The sequence below is a fragment of the Bacillus sp. CCNWLW194 genome (genome assembly GCF_037120585.1).
In the GTDB taxonomy this organism is placed as follows: domain Bacteria; phylum Bacillota; class Bacilli; order Bacillales; family Bacillaceae_G; genus Bacillus_A; species Bacillus_A basilensis.
On sequence record NZ_JBBBBL010000017.1, the window covers coordinates 60,516 to 75,082 of the forward strand.

Sequence of the window (14,567 nt, forward strand, 5' to 3'; positions counted from 1 at the left end):
TTGGTTTTTCATGTTAAATCGTAGGAGATTTTAGTTTGCTTGGTTTTTCATGTTAAATCGTAGGAGATTCATTAAATTCATAGACGTCTTCATTGTTTCTGTTCGTACTTAAAACGAATTTGTGCTGCAATAGTTGCAGTTTAAAGAATGCTAACGGATCGTGATAAGTTTCTGGGTTGCTTCTTAACGTTGCTAACGTTTGTTCGTCTTCCTCTATTTCAAGTTGAGCTGCTTCTACATTTTGTTTCAATATGCTAAGTGGATCTTTAAAGAACATCATGATATCTCGTTCTAATGCGCCTTCAAATACTTCAAATTGAAGGAAGAATTGTTTTGAAATCATTTGAGCAATTTCCGTATAATCTTCCGTTTCAATATATTGTTTATATTTGTTTGCGAGCATAGATTGATTTTTTTGCATGTTACCAAATAGTTTTCCCGCACTCTTTAAGAAAAATTGTGTCGGTGTAAAGCGTAATAAAATATTGATGTTCGATACTGTAATTCTATTTGTCATGCGTACAACATCTCGATGCCAATCATCTAATAATTTGAAATCGCAAGGAAGTTTCATGCGTTCTTCTTTATATAATTTATTAAACGTTTCACTCATTTCATCTAAATAAGATTGAGCTTGAATAAATTCATTATGTGCTGTTTCAATCCACTCTTGAATAAACCCAGTAAATTTAGGAAGAAGCACTTGCTGTACATGTTTTTGAATTCGTTCGTTCATTGCAGTATTTAATTCTTCATGAACTAATTTGAAATCACTATCTTCTTGAACAAGGTCAGAACAGCTCTGTAATAATTCGGGAATTTGAGAATGGATATCTCGTGTAATTTCTTCTTTTGTTAAAAGATAAGATTCTGTAATAGAACGAATTTTATCTTTTTCAAGAGCAGTTAGATTGTTAATAAATCCATTTAGTTTCACTGAGATATGTTTATTCCATCGTACTGATTTCACTAATGTATTTTCTAATTCCACACGTTCACTTACAAGGTATGCGATTGTCTTTTGAGTAAACCATATTAGTTTTTCTATACGTTCTTGTTCCATATCGCGTCCAGCTAGATTAGAAAGAATAGACTCTGTCACGTCCCCAAGTTGCTGGCTACTCTCTTGTGAAGGAGAGTATGGGAAGAACTGTGCATTTGGGAAATGGACTTTAATCTTACTTATTAACTTTTCATTATTGGTCGTATTATTTGTGTGTAATACGAAATGAATTTGTAAATTTGGCACTTGTTCACGTAAATAAAGTAATGTATCAAGCTCTTCCCGATGTAATGGTGAAGCAGAATTTAATACGTAAATAAGGCTATCTGCTGCTTGTAAGTATTCAAAATATGGGCTGTTTTTATCCACTTGCCCTTGAACAGATGGCGTAACAAGAAATGCAAATTTATTTTTTCTTAAAAATCTACTTGGTAACTTAATTTCTATGCATTTTTTCTCAAGTTCTGACTCCGAAGGTGTAGCCATTATTTGATGGAATTCATCAAAGTTCGGTATCTTGTGTACATCTAACGCAGTGAATTCTGTTATTTCAGTTTGGCTATCATCTTTAAATAGAATAGGAGTTGTTACAGTCTCAGTTAAGATGTTCTCTCCTAATATTGAATTGATGAATGATGATTTATCATGGTCACTAGTTCCCGCTATTAGTAATTGTGTAACATTTAAATCACATAGTTCATGAACGAGTAACGTAAATTGATGACTTAAATCCACATCGTTTTTTTCAGCCCATACAGCAATTGTTTCGAATAAATGAGAAACGGTTTCCATATTTACATTTGTTTCAGCTGTTGAATTAGAGAGTAGGGCTCCCGCACTTTTTACGAGTAATGACTCTAAAGTTGTAGGTGAAACTTCATTCCACGCTAATACTGCAGCAGATACAAATAGGGCATCTTTTGCTTTCGTTAAACTAAACCAATTTGTTAATAGATCGGGTACAAGTCCCTGCATTTCATGCATGAAATGCTCACCAGTAATTAATTCAAAGTACGTATCTTGATAGCGTTCAACAATTTCATGCCAATCGTCATTGTTGTCTGTCTCAATATGCAAGAATAAATGATTTATTGTTTGAATCCAAGGTAGATGTAATTTTTCATTTTGATAGCTGTTCCAAAGAGCAATAACAAGTTCTTTAAATTGGACTTGATCAATTGCATATAAAGCTTTTAAAGATTCATAGAAATATTCTGGTTTACTTTGTTTCGTAAATCCTTGATTCACATAATTGATTAGAGTATCGAACCAGTGTAATGATTTTGTTCGAATTCCTTCTTGAACGGCAAGTTCAATAGCGTTATTCCAATCTTCTTGTTTTTCATAGAATGAGCGAGCAATTGTAGTAATGTTTGGATAGTCAGGTTGAAATGCAACAGCCTCACTAATTGTCTTAAAGGCGAGACCTAAACGATCTTGTTCGATGTAAAGAGAAAGAAGTTGTAAGGAAACTTCCATTGTAAGAGTTGTATCTTCAGTTTGGATAGATTGATAAATTTCTTCTGCTTTTGGTAAGAAGCCTAGTTCAAAATAAGAATCTGCAATATTTTTGGTTGCCCAAAGTGAAAGTTCGTTATTTACTTTCTCCCATTTAAATATCGCTGCTTCAAAGTCTTTATTTTGGTAATAAAATTCACCTTGAGCAAAGCGGATATTAGAAATATTGGAGAATTCATTTGTAGATTCATTTATATATGCTTCACCGAGTACTTCCGATACTGGAGTAGAAGTTTCTTCTGTTAAAAATGTTTTATAGTAAACCTTTTGGATAAATTGATTTTCAATGGTCATGTTCGTTCCCCCTGTATAATTTAGAAAAATGATGTTGTATGTAAAGGGTGCATGTTCTTTTAATAGGTAGAAGTTGCATTATATCGACCAAACTATGTATTTGCTAGGTATATCATTTTTCCTGAGAGTTAAACCGTTGCGAAAAGTAACTTTCCTTTATTGTAACAAAAAAACAAGCATATGAATTTTTATTTTTTAATCCTGTTATTTGTGGATAGTAAGACTGGCGCTTCGAAAAGCGGTGAATATAAGGGAAGGAGGCGGGAGTCTGGCGCACGATTGATGTGTACTAAGAATGAGCGAGGATGAACAAATCCTCACCGATTAATGGTTCACATTCTTCCTGCTAAAGAAATGGATAGAAGTAGAGTTCATTATAAAAACAATGTATAGTGAATATGTATACCATGTTTGTCTGAAAGATAGAAAGGGCACAATGTGGAATAACGATCGTACATAGGATGTGTCTTCCGAATGGAACAACATATTGGCGAGTTAATCGCACATTATGGGTATTTTGGAATTATAATAGCTTTGGCCGGTGGGATTGTTGGATTACCGATACCAGATGAGTTTTTATTGACCTTTGTTGGTTATAACGTTTCAAAAGGAGTTATGTCAGGAACTGCTGCGTTTTTAAGTGGGATGGCTGGTGCAATGTTAGGCATTACATTAAGCTATATATTAGGTTTGAAACTTGGACTCCCTGTTTTAAAAAAATATGGGCCGAAAATTAGAATTAAGGAACATCACATTGAAAAAACACATATTTTATTTGAAAAATATGGCCCATTTCTTTTAATGATTGGTTACTTTATCCCGGGAGTGCGTCATTTAACAGCATATTTTGCTGGGATGTCGAATTTAACGCTTTGGCGTTTTTGTTTGTACGCTTACGGTGGTGCGCTTATTTGGATAAGTGTTTTTATTGGACTTGGCTGGAAGTTGGGAGAGAAGTGGCGTTTCGTTGAGTATAGTTTACATCATTATGGCATATGGATTATATCCATTTCAGTAGTTGTTACATGTATTGTATGGTTTTACATAAAGAAAAAGAAAAACCGCGAGTAGCGGTTTTTTTAGCTGAAAGCAATAAATAGTACACCAGCTGTAATAAAGACAACACCAATACCAGTCATAAAGTTTAACTTTTCGCCGAGTATAATCATAGCGAGAATGATAGAAAATACGACGCTTAGTTTATCGACAGGAGCCACTTGTGAAACTTTCCCTGTTTTGAGGGCAAGAAAATAAAATAGCCATGACGAAGCACCAGCAACCCCGCTTAATGTGATAAAGAGCAGTGCTTTTTTATTTAGTAGTACGTCGCCAATATTTTGAAATTTACCTTGTATAATAATAACGCCTACCATAAATAATGCCATAATAATAGAACGAACCGTCGTAGCAACATTGGCATCGATTCCATCTAAACCAATCTTACCGAAAATAGATACAAGGGCAGCAGCAATTGCTGATAATAGTGCGAATAAGAGCCATGAACTCATAGTAAAATTCCTCCAATCTTACATTATTATACATGAAAACCATTCTCATGTATTAATAATGAAATAATCCCCACCTTATATTTTTAATAAGGTGGGGATTATTATACTACTCTGCAATTTCCTCATATAAAAAGTACGTTACATTATAAATATGTTCTACTTCATCGTCTGTCATAAACAATAATTCGTCACGCTCAATCCCTTTTTTCTTTTCGATAAACTCAATCATATTTTTGCGTTCTTCTCTTTTCATCAATTTTATTTCTCCTCTCAATCTGTTTTAATACAGTTTATTTAAGTTACTGCTATTATATAACAGAATCTTTAGAAAGTTCCACCTATTTTATTGTTTTTTTAGAAGAACTTTTCGACAAAACAAGCCCACCTAAAGGGGGCTTGTTTTATTTTATAGTCGTAAAAACTCGGGCTCCGTCGTACCGGCACCATCGATGTAATAAATTGTGTCAGGATTGATTTTTATTAATACGTAATTAGGGTCTTCAGGACCGAGTAACCAACGTTTTAAGCTATTATTCCAAAACTTATTTTTTAATGTGGAGTCTTCCTCGATTGAAGCTAAGCCTTCAACTTCAATATAATCTTCATCTAATTTTTTTCCTTCTCGTCCAAGTAGTACATGGACATTTGGGTTGTTTTCGATATCTGTTATCTTTTTTGATTGTCGATCTGTTGCAACATATAGTACAAAATCTTCGTGGAAAAACATCATAAAGGCACTGTGCGGCTTATCGTTACGTACAGTTGATAATACACCAGTTCTTTGTCCTTGAATAATTGTTGCGATTTTTTCTTTTAAGTGCATATTTTTTACCTCTTTTCCTAATTTATATTTTCTTTGTTTAAACAAGATAATTTAAATATCTTTCATACTGTTTTCTTCAATCCGATTTTTTAAACGTAATTGTGATGAAATCGGACAAGTTAGGAGAAGAATAATAATAATACTGAGGAGAAATACATACGATGGAAGGATGAAAAGCATGTTTAATAAAATATTTCTTATAGTAGCGCTTATAGGTGTACCACTGTCTGTACTTGGAAAAACATTTCATTGGCCCCAAACAATTATGTTCGCTGTGTATTGTATTACGATTATCGCGTTAGCGGGTTTTATGGGGAGAGCGACAGAAAGTTTGGCAATTGTCTCTGGACCTAGAATAGGCGGATTATTAAATGCTACTTTCGGTAATGCTGTTGAACTAATCATTTCGATTTTCGCACTTCAAGCGGGATTAATTGAAGTGGTATTAGCCTCTTTAACAGGATCTGTACTTGGAAATTTACTATTAGTAGGGGGACTATCTTTCTTTGTAGGAGGTCTTAAATACAAAAGACAAAGTTTTAATGTGTATGATGCAAGGCATAATTCAGCTTTATTAATATTTGCTGTTGTTGTAGCCTTTGTTATTCCAGAGATCTTTTCAATGAAGATGGACGCTGGAAAGACATATCAATTAAGTATAGGTGTTTCTATTATTATGATCATTATGTACCTTGCTGCCTTGCTATTTAAGTTAGTTACGCACCGCGGTGTATATCAACATAAAAGTGATGAAGTCGCTCATGAAGAAGAGCCAGAGTGGTCAAAAGGAAAAGCGTTACTCATTTTAGCGATAGCGACAATTGCGGTAGCTTATGTGTCAGAGGCGCTTGTGCATACATTTGAAACAGTCGCGAAATCATTTGGCTGGTCAGAACTATTTATAGGGGTTATTATCGTTGCGATTGTTGGAAATGCAGCGGAACATGCATCTGCAATTATTATGGCTTATAAAAATAAAGTAAATATTGCAGTCGAAATCGCAGTAGGTTCTACATTACAAATTGCCATGTTTGTTGCTCCTGTATTAGTACTGTTATCCATGTTTTTTGCAAATAGGATGCCTTTAGTATTTACCATACCAGAACTTGTTTCTATGATTACAGCTGTTTTCTTAACGATTGCGATTTCAAATGATGGTGATACAAACTGGTTTGAAGGAGGCACTTTATTAGCGGCGTATGTCATTATGGGAATTGGTTTTTATTTATTATGAAAAATAGGGATAACAATTGTGCTGAGAGAAAACAATAAACAAAGTAGTATATACCTTTACGTAGGAAGGAGCCAGACAGGTGAAACGAGTATACAGCATATGTCTTTCAACTATGGTCTCGTTTATTCTATTATTTCCTAACATGAGTTTTGCAAAGACAACGGTAGAAACAAAAATGCCTTCATCTGTTTTAAATATTTCTAAAGACAATACGTTTCCAAATGATGCGCAAGATTTGCCGCGTTTACAGCCGAGTAAGTTTGCTCAAGAACTATTGAAAACAGCAAATATTAAAATTGAAAATCCGGACTTAATTCGAATGTTTAACGAAACGACCATTTCGAATGCGCCGCTTGCGGTAGGGTACCGAGCGAAGATTTATTTAGGTCAATGGGCTTTGAATTATGAATCGGTTGATACATCGATTAATTGGGAATATAAACAAGTAAATCGTAACGTATACGATAATCGCGGAGGAGATCGCCTATATCCGCTACGCTATAAACAAGAAACGCAGAAGACAGTTGAAGGCGATTTAACAGCGGATATGAAAGATGCTACAGATGTGAAGAAAATGATGCTTCTCAAAGCACTTGAAAAAGTACAATTACCACTTTCATTTAAAACGACCATTGGTTATGGTACTGGGCATGAGCGAGTATATAATATTAGTCCGAGTCAACTCGGATATTTATACGCTTATACACCAGCGGTAAATGAAAAAGGAAAAGTGACATTTGGAGAAGTATACCTTGTATTAAAGGGAAATCAAAAAAGACTTGTTGTGAAAAATATTACCTCTCAAGGAATTGGAGCGGCAATTCCAATTCATGATCATTTATTCTTTAAATTCATTTCTTCTTCTCACTCGCAATAATATAAAAAAAACGTCAGCTTATAAGCTGACGTTTTTTTATAATGTAATGTTTGCTGTTTTTGATAAGAAATCTTCTGTCGGATAGTAGCTGTTTTTTACAAGAACATTCGGTCCAAGGCATTTTACTGCAGGACAGTGACAGCTTAATGATTTTGCTGTTTTTGAAGCACTCCATTTATCATAAGCTTCTTGTAATGTGTTTGTTTGTATGTTTCCTAGAAGGGGAACGTCACCGAAATCAGTTACGATAATATTACCATCAAAAATGTTTACATTTAAGCGTGAACGACCATCCGGATCGTTACGAACAGTTACATTTTTGCTCTCTTGTAATTTCTTAAATGTGACGATGTCTCGCTCGTCATCACTGCAAGCATAGAAAGGTAAAGTTCCAAATAACATCCAAACATTTTCATCGCGAATTTCTAGTAAATGCTCAATTGCATCACGAATTTCAGCTTTTGTTAAAATTTCTAGATTGCTTGCAAAATCACTCGGATACATCGGATGTACTTCATGACGTTTACAGCCCATTTCGTCAACGATTTGACGATGAATATGTTCAATGTGTGGTAGAGTTCGTTTATTCAGCATCGTTTCGGCTGATACGAGTACACCTGCATCTGATAGAGCTTTACTATTTGTAATCATTCGTTCAAATAACTTTGCACGTTGTTCATACGTAGGTTTACGCTCCATCATTGCAAATCCACCTTCAACGAAGTCATCAATTGTTCCCCAGTTATGAGATATATGCAATACGTCTAAATAAGGAATAATTTGTTCGTAACGTGCTAAATCTATAGTTAAGTTTGAGTTGATTTGAGTGCGAACGCCTCGTTCATGGGCATATTTTAAGAGTGGTGTTACATAGTTGTCGACGGATTTTTTTGAAAGCATAGGTTCTCCGCCAGTAATACTTAAAGAACGTAAATGAGGAATCTCATCTAATCGTTTTAATAAAAGATCCATCGGAAGCGGATTCGGGTCTTTCGGCTGTAACGTGTAACCAACAGCGCAATGCTCACAGCGCATATTGCATAACGTCGTCGTTGTAAACTCAACATTTGTTAATAGTAGTTTGCCGTACTCTTCAAGGTCCATATACGCTTCCCATGGATCGTAAGAAGGAGTAATCGGCTTCATTTTTTGTGATATCGTCATATGAAATACTCCTTTGACTATTGAAATAACAATTTGTCCATTCTCTATAATAGAAGAATATGTGCTTTTTATAAAGTGAAACTTTTTTGTGGAAAAAGAGAGAGGGCTTACATTCGAATGAATTACTGTGACAAAATTCATGAAATTACATACCCATAGCAATCATTTTTGCGGTATAATAAAAGCAACTCGAATTAAAAGGAGAGTGCCTTCATGGGAAAAGCAATTCAAGATAAAGATACACAATTAGTATATTTAAAAGAACGTTTAAATATGTTCATTGAAGTAATTGATACAATTGAACCTGAAGAAGTAGAGTTAGAAGATGTAGATCGTCTTCTTGCAATGCTAGATGAATTAGAATTAAAATGTGAGCAATTTAAAAAAGACGAATAATATATTAAAAAGGCTGCCAACTTCAATTTGGTAGCCTTTTTCTGTGCGGATAATAGAAGGACGATAGAAAAAGAGGTATAATCAAGTTGTGAAAAATTTCATTTATGCTTTAATAGCGTGAAACAAATAAAAAGCTGAAGAGTATAACAATGAGATTTTCATCTCATAACGTTTTGGTAGCGTTCACAATTGAGGGGGAAGTAACAATGGAAAAGCTTCAAGAAAGCATGTATCAACTAATTGTTGAAACGTCAACGAACTTACCGAAAGATGTTCGTCGTGCGATTCAACAAGCGAAAGAGCGAGAAAATGCAGGGACTCGTTCTGCGATGGCACTTGGCACAATTACAAATAATATTAAAATGGCTGATGATAACATATCGCCAATTTGCCAAGATACAGGGATGCCAACGTTTAAAATTTATACACCAGTTGGTGTGAATCAATTAAAGTTGAAGGAAGCTATCTATAATGCGCTTGAGCGGGCGACAAAAGATGGTAAACTTCGTCCCAATTCTGTTGATTCTCTTTTCGGAGACAATAGTGGAAATAATTTAGGACCAGGTACACCGGTTATTAAGTTTGAACAATGGGAAAAAGATTATATTGATGCACGTTTAATCCTAAAGGGTGGTGGCTGTGAGAATAAAAATATTCAGTATAGCTTACCATGTGAATTAGAAGGACTTGGACGAGCTGGCCGTGATTTAGAAGGGATTCGTAAATGCCTTCTTCATGCAGTATATCAAGCGCAAGGTCAAGGGTGTAGTGCAGGTGTAATTGGTGTTGGTATCGGGGGAGACCGCACATCAGGTTACGAATTAGCAAAAAATCAATTATTCCGTACATTAGATGATGTCAATCCAATCCCAGAGTTACAAAAACTTGAAGAGTACGTATTAGAAAATGCAAATAAGCTTGGCATTGGTACGATGGGATTTGGCGGAGAAACAACTTTACTTGGTTGTAAAATTGGTGTCTATAATCGTCTGCCAGCTAGTTTCTACGTATCTGTTGCGTATAATTGCTGGGCATATCGCCGTCTTGGAGTAACAATCCATCCTGAAACAGGTGAAATTATGGATTGGCTATATCAAGAAGGTGAAGATACACTTCAGCAAGAAGCGCAAGAAAAAACAGAACAACGTGAGATTGTATTACAAGCACCAATTACAGAAGAGCAAATTCGTGAACTTCGCGTTGGTGATGTTGTAACAATTAATGGCATGATGTATACAGGTCGTGACGCAATCCATAAGCATTTAATGGATAACGATTGTCCAGTAGATTTAAATGGACAAGTTATTTATCACTGTGGTCCAGTTGTCGTGAAAGATGAAAATGACAATTGGCAAATTAAAGCGGCAGGTCCAACGACAAGTATTCGTGAAGAACCATACCAAGGTGATATTATGAAGAAATTTGGTATTCGCGCTGTCATTGGAAAAGGCGGTATGGGTGCGAAAACATTAGCGGCTTTAGAAGAACACGGCGGTGTATATTTAAACGCAATCGGTGGTGCAGCGCAATATTATGCTGAATGTATTAAAGAAGTGAAAGATGTTGATTTCTTACAATTTGGTATTCCAGAGGCAATGTGGCATTTACGTATTGAAGGATTTAAAGCAGTTGTAACGATGGATTCTCATGGTAATAGCTTACATGCAGATGTTGATAAAACATCACTTGAAAAATTAGCGAGCTTTAAAGAGCCAGTATTTAAGTAAACAAAAATGCATCTCGAATGATTCGAGATGCATTTTTTTGGTATATATAGAAAAACATGTTCAGCATGAAAGAATGCACGGCAACAGAAACTACAAGTACGATTATATATGGAAAGGAGACTATTTATGAAACATAAATGGTTATATATCGGTCTCATTTTTTCAATTATGATGGCACTTGTTCCAGTTTCAACATTGGCTTATACAAATACTCCACATAACTGGGGAATTCCGCGTCCTAAAAATGAAACAGTACCAGATGCAGGGAAACTGTATACAGAATTGCTACAAAAAAATGGCGGATTTTATTTAGGGGATACGAAGAAAAAAGATATTTATTTAACATTTGATAATGGGTATGAAAATGGATATACAGGCCAGATTTTAGACGTATTAAAAGAGAAAAAAGTACCAGCAACCTTCTTTGTAACAGGGCATTATATTAAAACACAAAAAGATTTATTGTTAAGAATGAAGGATGAAGGACATATTATTGGAAACCATTCGTGGAGTCATCCTGATTTTACAGCAGTAAATGATGAAAAACTTCGTGAAGAATTAACGAGTGTAACGGAAGAAATTAAAAAAGTGACCGGGCAAAAAGAAGTGAAATATGTGCGTCCTCCGCGCGGTGTATTTAGTGAAAGAACGTTAGCCCTTACGAAAGAAATGGGCTACTATAATGTATTTTGGTCACTTGCATTTTTGGATTGGAAAGTGGATGAGCAAAGAGGATGGCAATATGCGCATAATAATGTTATGACGATGATTCATCCAGGATCTATTTTATTACTTCATGCAATATCAAAAGATAATGCAGAAGCACTTGCGAAAATCATTGATGATTTGCGCGAGAAAGGGTATCATTTTAAAAGTCTAGATGAGTTAGTAAAAAGCAATCAACCGTAAGCATGTATGCTTGCGGTTTTCTCATGCTATAATGATGTGTAAAAAGGATGGGGAAACGTATGTGGAGCGAACATGTTACGTTAGAGTATCCGTATCATTTTGAAGAAGTATTAAAACGTTTATCTTTTGATCCTCTTAACGTCATTCAATTAGATGAGAAAGTTATTTATGTCCCGCTTTCTATAGACAAGGAACAGGTTGTTGTTCGCTTACAAGGGATTGGTACTGTTCAAAATCCACAGTTTTGGATTTCTAGTCAGACAGGAAATCCGGAGAAAGTCATGAAACGAATGAGGGCCATTTTTCATTGGAATGAACCGTTTCAAGATATACAAAATCATTTTTTAAACACATCATTACGTCCACTATTTGAAACATATGCTTATACTCCAATTATTTTAGAATTCGATTATTTTGCATGTTTACTTCGCTGTATTATTCATCAACAAATAAATTTGAAATTTGCTACTGTGCTGACAGAGCAATTTGTAAAACGATATGGAACAGAGAAGAACGGTGTATTCTTTTTCCCTACTCCAGAAATAGTAGCAAATATTTCAATTGAAGAATTGAGAGAGCAGAAATTTAGTCAGCGAAAAGCTGAATATATGGTAGGATTAGCAAAGTATATTATAGGTGGTAAGTTAGATTTAACTAGAATAGAAAACGAAACAGAAGAAGGGATTGCAGCACAATTGTTACCAATTAGGGGGATTGGTGCATGGACAGTGCAAAACTTTTTAATGTTTGGGCTTGGACGGAAAAATATGTTTCCGAAAGCAGACATCGGGATTCAGCGTGCAGTACAAGGTGTATTTCAATTAGATGATAAACCGGGTGATGCGTTTTTAGAAAACGTGAAACAAGAGTGTGAACCATACTGCAGTTATGCAGCGTTATATTTATGGAAAAGTATAGAGTAGAGGTGTAATAATGATACAAAAACAACATGAGAGTAAGTTGGAAGTTGGTCAAACATTTCCTGTGACAATTAAACGTCTTGGGATTAATGGAGAAGGCGTTGGTTATTTTAAGAGACAAGTTGTTTTCATTCCAGGGGCATTACCAGGAGAAGAAGTTGTTGCTGAAACAACGAAAATTCAGCGTGGCTTCGCTGAAGCGAAAGTGAAAAAAGTTCGTAAAGCTTCACCACATCGTGTGAAAGCACCATGTCCAGTATATGAAGAATGTGGTGGCTGTCAGCTACAACATTTAGATTATAAAGAACAATTAAATCAAAAACGTGATATCGTTGTACAAGCGTTTGAGAAGTATATGAACAACAGTTTGGAAGAGAAGATTCGTCCAACACTTGGCATGGAAAATCCATGGCATTATCGTAATAAGAGTCAATTACAAGTAGGACGTAAAGACGAAAAGGTTATTACAGGGCTGTATAAGCAAAACTCACATCAGTTAATTGATATTGCTCATTGTATGATTCAACATAAAGCAACGAATGAAGCGACAAAAGTTGTAAGACGTATTTTAGAAAAATTAAATGTTTCTATTTACAATGAGAAAAAACAAAAAGGTTTAGTACGCACAATTGTGACACGTACTGCAGTTCAAACAGGGGAAGTACAAGTTACACTTATTACAACAAAAGAAGAATTACCAAATAAAGAGCAGTTTATCGCAGAAGTACAAAAACAGATGCCAGCTGTTAAATCAATTATGCAAAACGTGAATTGGCGTAAAACATCTGTTATTTTCGGTGATAAAACATTTAAATTAGCTGGAAAAGAAGTAATTCAAGAAACACTGGGTGATTTATCATTTGAATTATCAGCACGTGCATTCTTCCAGTTGAATCCAGAACAAACGGTTGTTTTATACAATGAAGCGAAAAAAGCAGCTGCTTTAACAGGCAATGAGAAAATTGTAGATGCGTATTGTGGTGTTGGTACAATCGGTCTTTGGCTTGCAAATGATGCAGCGGAAGTTCGCGGTATGGATGTCATTCCAGAAGCGATTGCAGACGCAAGAAAAAATGCGAAGCGTCACGGGTTTACAAATACGAAATATGAAGCCGGTAAAGCTGAACAATGGTTACCGAAATGGGTAAAAGAAGGATGGCGTCCAGATGTAATTGTTGTCGATCCACCTCGTACAGGTTGCGATGATAAATTATTGGAAACAATTTTAAAAGTGAAGCCGAAACAAGTTGTTTACGTATCTTGTAATCCTTCTTCATTAGCACGTGATGTACAAGCATTAATGAAGAGTTATGAAGTGGAGTATGTGCAACCAGTTGATATGTTCCCGCATACAGCTCATGTAGAAAATGTAGTGAAGCTTGTTAGAAAGTAAAGTTTATTCATATTCCCTCATAATATGAGGGAATATTTTCTGTGAAGGAGGATAAGATGAACAATTATAAATTAACGATTCAGTACGATGGTGCACGTTTTAAAGGCTGGCAACGCCTTGGTAATAACGATAATACGATTCAAGGGAAAATCGAAAGTGTCATATCTGAAATGGTCGGAAAAGAAATTGAAATTATCGGTTGTAGTAGAACAGACGCTGGTGTACATGCTTTAAATCAAGTTGCTAACTTTCAAAGTGATGAGAAGTTAGTGGAACATAAAGTGAAAAAATATTTAAATCAATATTTACCCAATGATATTAGCATTACGAATGTAGAAGAAGTACAAGATCGATTCCACGCTCGTTACAATTCTAAAGCAAAAACATATCTTTATAAAATTTGGAATGAAGAGCATACGAATCCATTTATGCGTAAATACAGCATGCATGTGAATAAAAAATTAAATGTGAAAAGCATGAAAGAAGCTGCGAAACATTTAGTTGGTTCACATGACTTTACTGCTTTTTCAAATGCGAAATCAAAGAAAAAGTCTATGGTTCGAGAAGTATATTCACTTGAAGTGATGGAAGAGGCAGGATTTGTACAAATTAGAGTAAGTGGCAACGGATTCCTTCATAACATGGTACGAAAAATTGTTGGAGCATTAATTGAAGTTGGATTAGGACAATTAGATGCAGAAGCAATTCCGCAAATTCTAGAGGCGAAACAACGTAATCAAATTAATTGCCTTGCTGAGGCGAGTGGTTTGTATTTGGAGAATGTTGAATTTTAATAATCAG

At 35.1% G+C, this 14,567-nt stretch carries 14 protein-coding genes; 9 read left to right on the forward strand and 5 right to left on the reverse strand.

Annotation, left to right across the window (positions count from 1 at the left end):
• Nucleotides 1-52: 52 nt before the first annotated feature.
• Complete coding sequence (locus tag V7S50_RS27960) at nt 53-2,815, reverse strand: tetratricopeptide repeat protein (RefSeq protein ID WP_242256203.1); 2,763 nt, start codon at nt 2,813-2,815, stop codon at nt 53-55.
• A gap of 474 nt (nt 2,816-3,289) precedes the next feature.
• Here V7S50_RS27960 and V7S50_RS27965 point away from each other — a divergent pair, with 474 nt between their 5' ends.
• Nucleotides 3,290-3,886 (forward strand): DedA family protein, encoded by a 597-nt coding sequence (locus tag V7S50_RS27965; protein ID WP_063221660.1) that lies wholly within the window; start codon nt 3,290-3,292, stop codon nt 3,884-3,886.
• An 8-nt stretch (nt 3,887-3,894) separates the two neighbouring features.
• Here the strand turns inward: V7S50_RS27965 and V7S50_RS27970 are convergent, their stop codons facing one another.
• The 3 genes from V7S50_RS27970 to V7S50_RS27980 all read right to left on the reverse strand — a co-directional run bounded on the left by V7S50_RS27970 (nt 3,895) and on the right by V7S50_RS27980 (nt 5,146).
• Nucleotides 3,895-4,323 (reverse strand): EamA family transporter, encoded by a 429-nt coding sequence (locus V7S50_RS27970; RefSeq protein ID WP_000100306.1) that lies wholly within the window; start codon nt 4,321-4,323, stop codon nt 3,895-3,897.
• A gap of 106 nt (nt 4,324-4,429) precedes the next feature.
• Entirely contained in the window at nt 4,430-4,576 is a 147-nt protein-coding gene (locus tag V7S50_RS27975) for a BH0509 family protein (RefSeq protein WP_000817786.1), read from the reverse strand.
• 153 nt (nt 4,577-4,729) lie between these two features.
• Entirely contained in the window at nt 4,730-5,146 is a 417-nt protein-coding gene (locus V7S50_RS27980; protein WP_000550210.1) for a pyridoxamine 5'-phosphate oxidase family protein, read from the reverse strand.
• A 178-nt stretch (nt 5,147-5,324) separates the two neighbouring features.
• Here V7S50_RS27980 and cax point away from each other — a divergent pair, with 178 nt between their 5' ends.
• Nucleotides 5,325-6,380: a calcium/proton exchanger gene (gene cax, locus V7S50_RS27985; RefSeq protein WP_063221661.1), complete on the forward strand. Its 1,056-nt coding sequence runs from the start codon at nt 5,325-5,327 to the stop codon at nt 6,378-6,380.
• Between the two features lie 79 nt (nt 6,381-6,459).
• The gene (locus V7S50_RS27990; RefSeq protein ID WP_060629413.1) at nt 6,460-7,257 is read left to right on the forward strand and encodes a YfkD famly protein; all 798 of its coding nucleotides are present in this window, start codon (nt 6,460-6,462) and stop codon (nt 7,255-7,257) included.
• Nucleotides 7,258-7,293: 36 nt separating this feature from the next.
• Here the strand turns inward: V7S50_RS27990 and yfkAB are convergent, their stop codons facing one another.
• On the reverse strand, nt 7,294-8,421 hold the full coding sequence (yfkAB, locus tag V7S50_RS27995) for a radical SAM/CxCxxxxC motif protein YfkAB (RefSeq protein WP_063221662.1): 1,128 nt from the start codon (nt 8,419-8,421) through the stop codon (nt 7,294-7,296).
• Between the two features lie 213 nt (nt 8,422-8,634).
• On the opposite strand from yfkAB, the gene V7S50_RS28000 reads away from it, so the two are divergent.
• The 6 genes from V7S50_RS28000 (at nt 8,635) to truA (ending at nt 14,560) form a co-directional block, all read left to right on the forward strand.
• Nucleotides 8,635-8,817 (forward strand): SE1561 family protein, encoded by a 183-nt coding sequence (locus V7S50_RS28000; RefSeq protein ID WP_000513558.1) that lies wholly within the window; start codon nt 8,635-8,637, stop codon nt 8,815-8,817.
• Nucleotides 8,818-9,023: 206 nt separating this feature from the next.
• Nucleotides 9,024-10,544 carry a class I fumarate hydratase gene (gene fumA, locus V7S50_RS28005; RefSeq protein WP_242256201.1) on the forward strand — a complete coding sequence of 507 codons (1,521 nt, stop codon included), beginning with the start codon at nt 9,024-9,026 and terminating at the stop codon, nt 10,542-10,544.
• Nucleotides 10,545-10,670: 126 nt separating this feature from the next.
• The gene (gene pdaA, locus V7S50_RS28010; RefSeq protein WP_242256199.1) at nt 10,671-11,453 is read left to right on the forward strand and encodes a delta-lactam-biosynthetic de-N-acetylase; all 783 of its coding nucleotides are present in this window, start codon (nt 10,671-10,673) and stop codon (nt 11,451-11,453) included.
• Between the two features lie 59 nt (nt 11,454-11,512).
• A complete protein-coding gene (locus V7S50_RS28015) occupies nt 11,513-12,376 on the forward strand; it encodes a DNA-3-methyladenine glycosylase family protein (protein WP_242256197.1) in 864 nt (287 codons plus the stop codon).
• A 10-nt stretch (nt 12,377-12,386) separates the two neighbouring features.
• Nucleotides 12,387-13,766 (forward strand): 23S rRNA (uracil(1939)-C(5))-methyltransferase RlmD, encoded by a 1,380-nt coding sequence (gene rlmD / locus V7S50_RS28020; RefSeq protein ID WP_046199050.1) that lies wholly within the window; start codon nt 12,387-12,389, stop codon nt 13,764-13,766.
• Nucleotides 13,767-13,822: 56 nt separating this feature from the next.
• Nucleotides 13,823-14,560, forward strand: coding sequence for a tRNA pseudouridine(38-40) synthase TruA (truA, locus tag V7S50_RS28025; RefSeq protein WP_242256195.1), 738 nt, complete (start codon nt 13,823-13,825; stop codon nt 14,558-14,560).
• Nucleotides 14,561-14,567 lie beyond the last annotated feature (7 nt).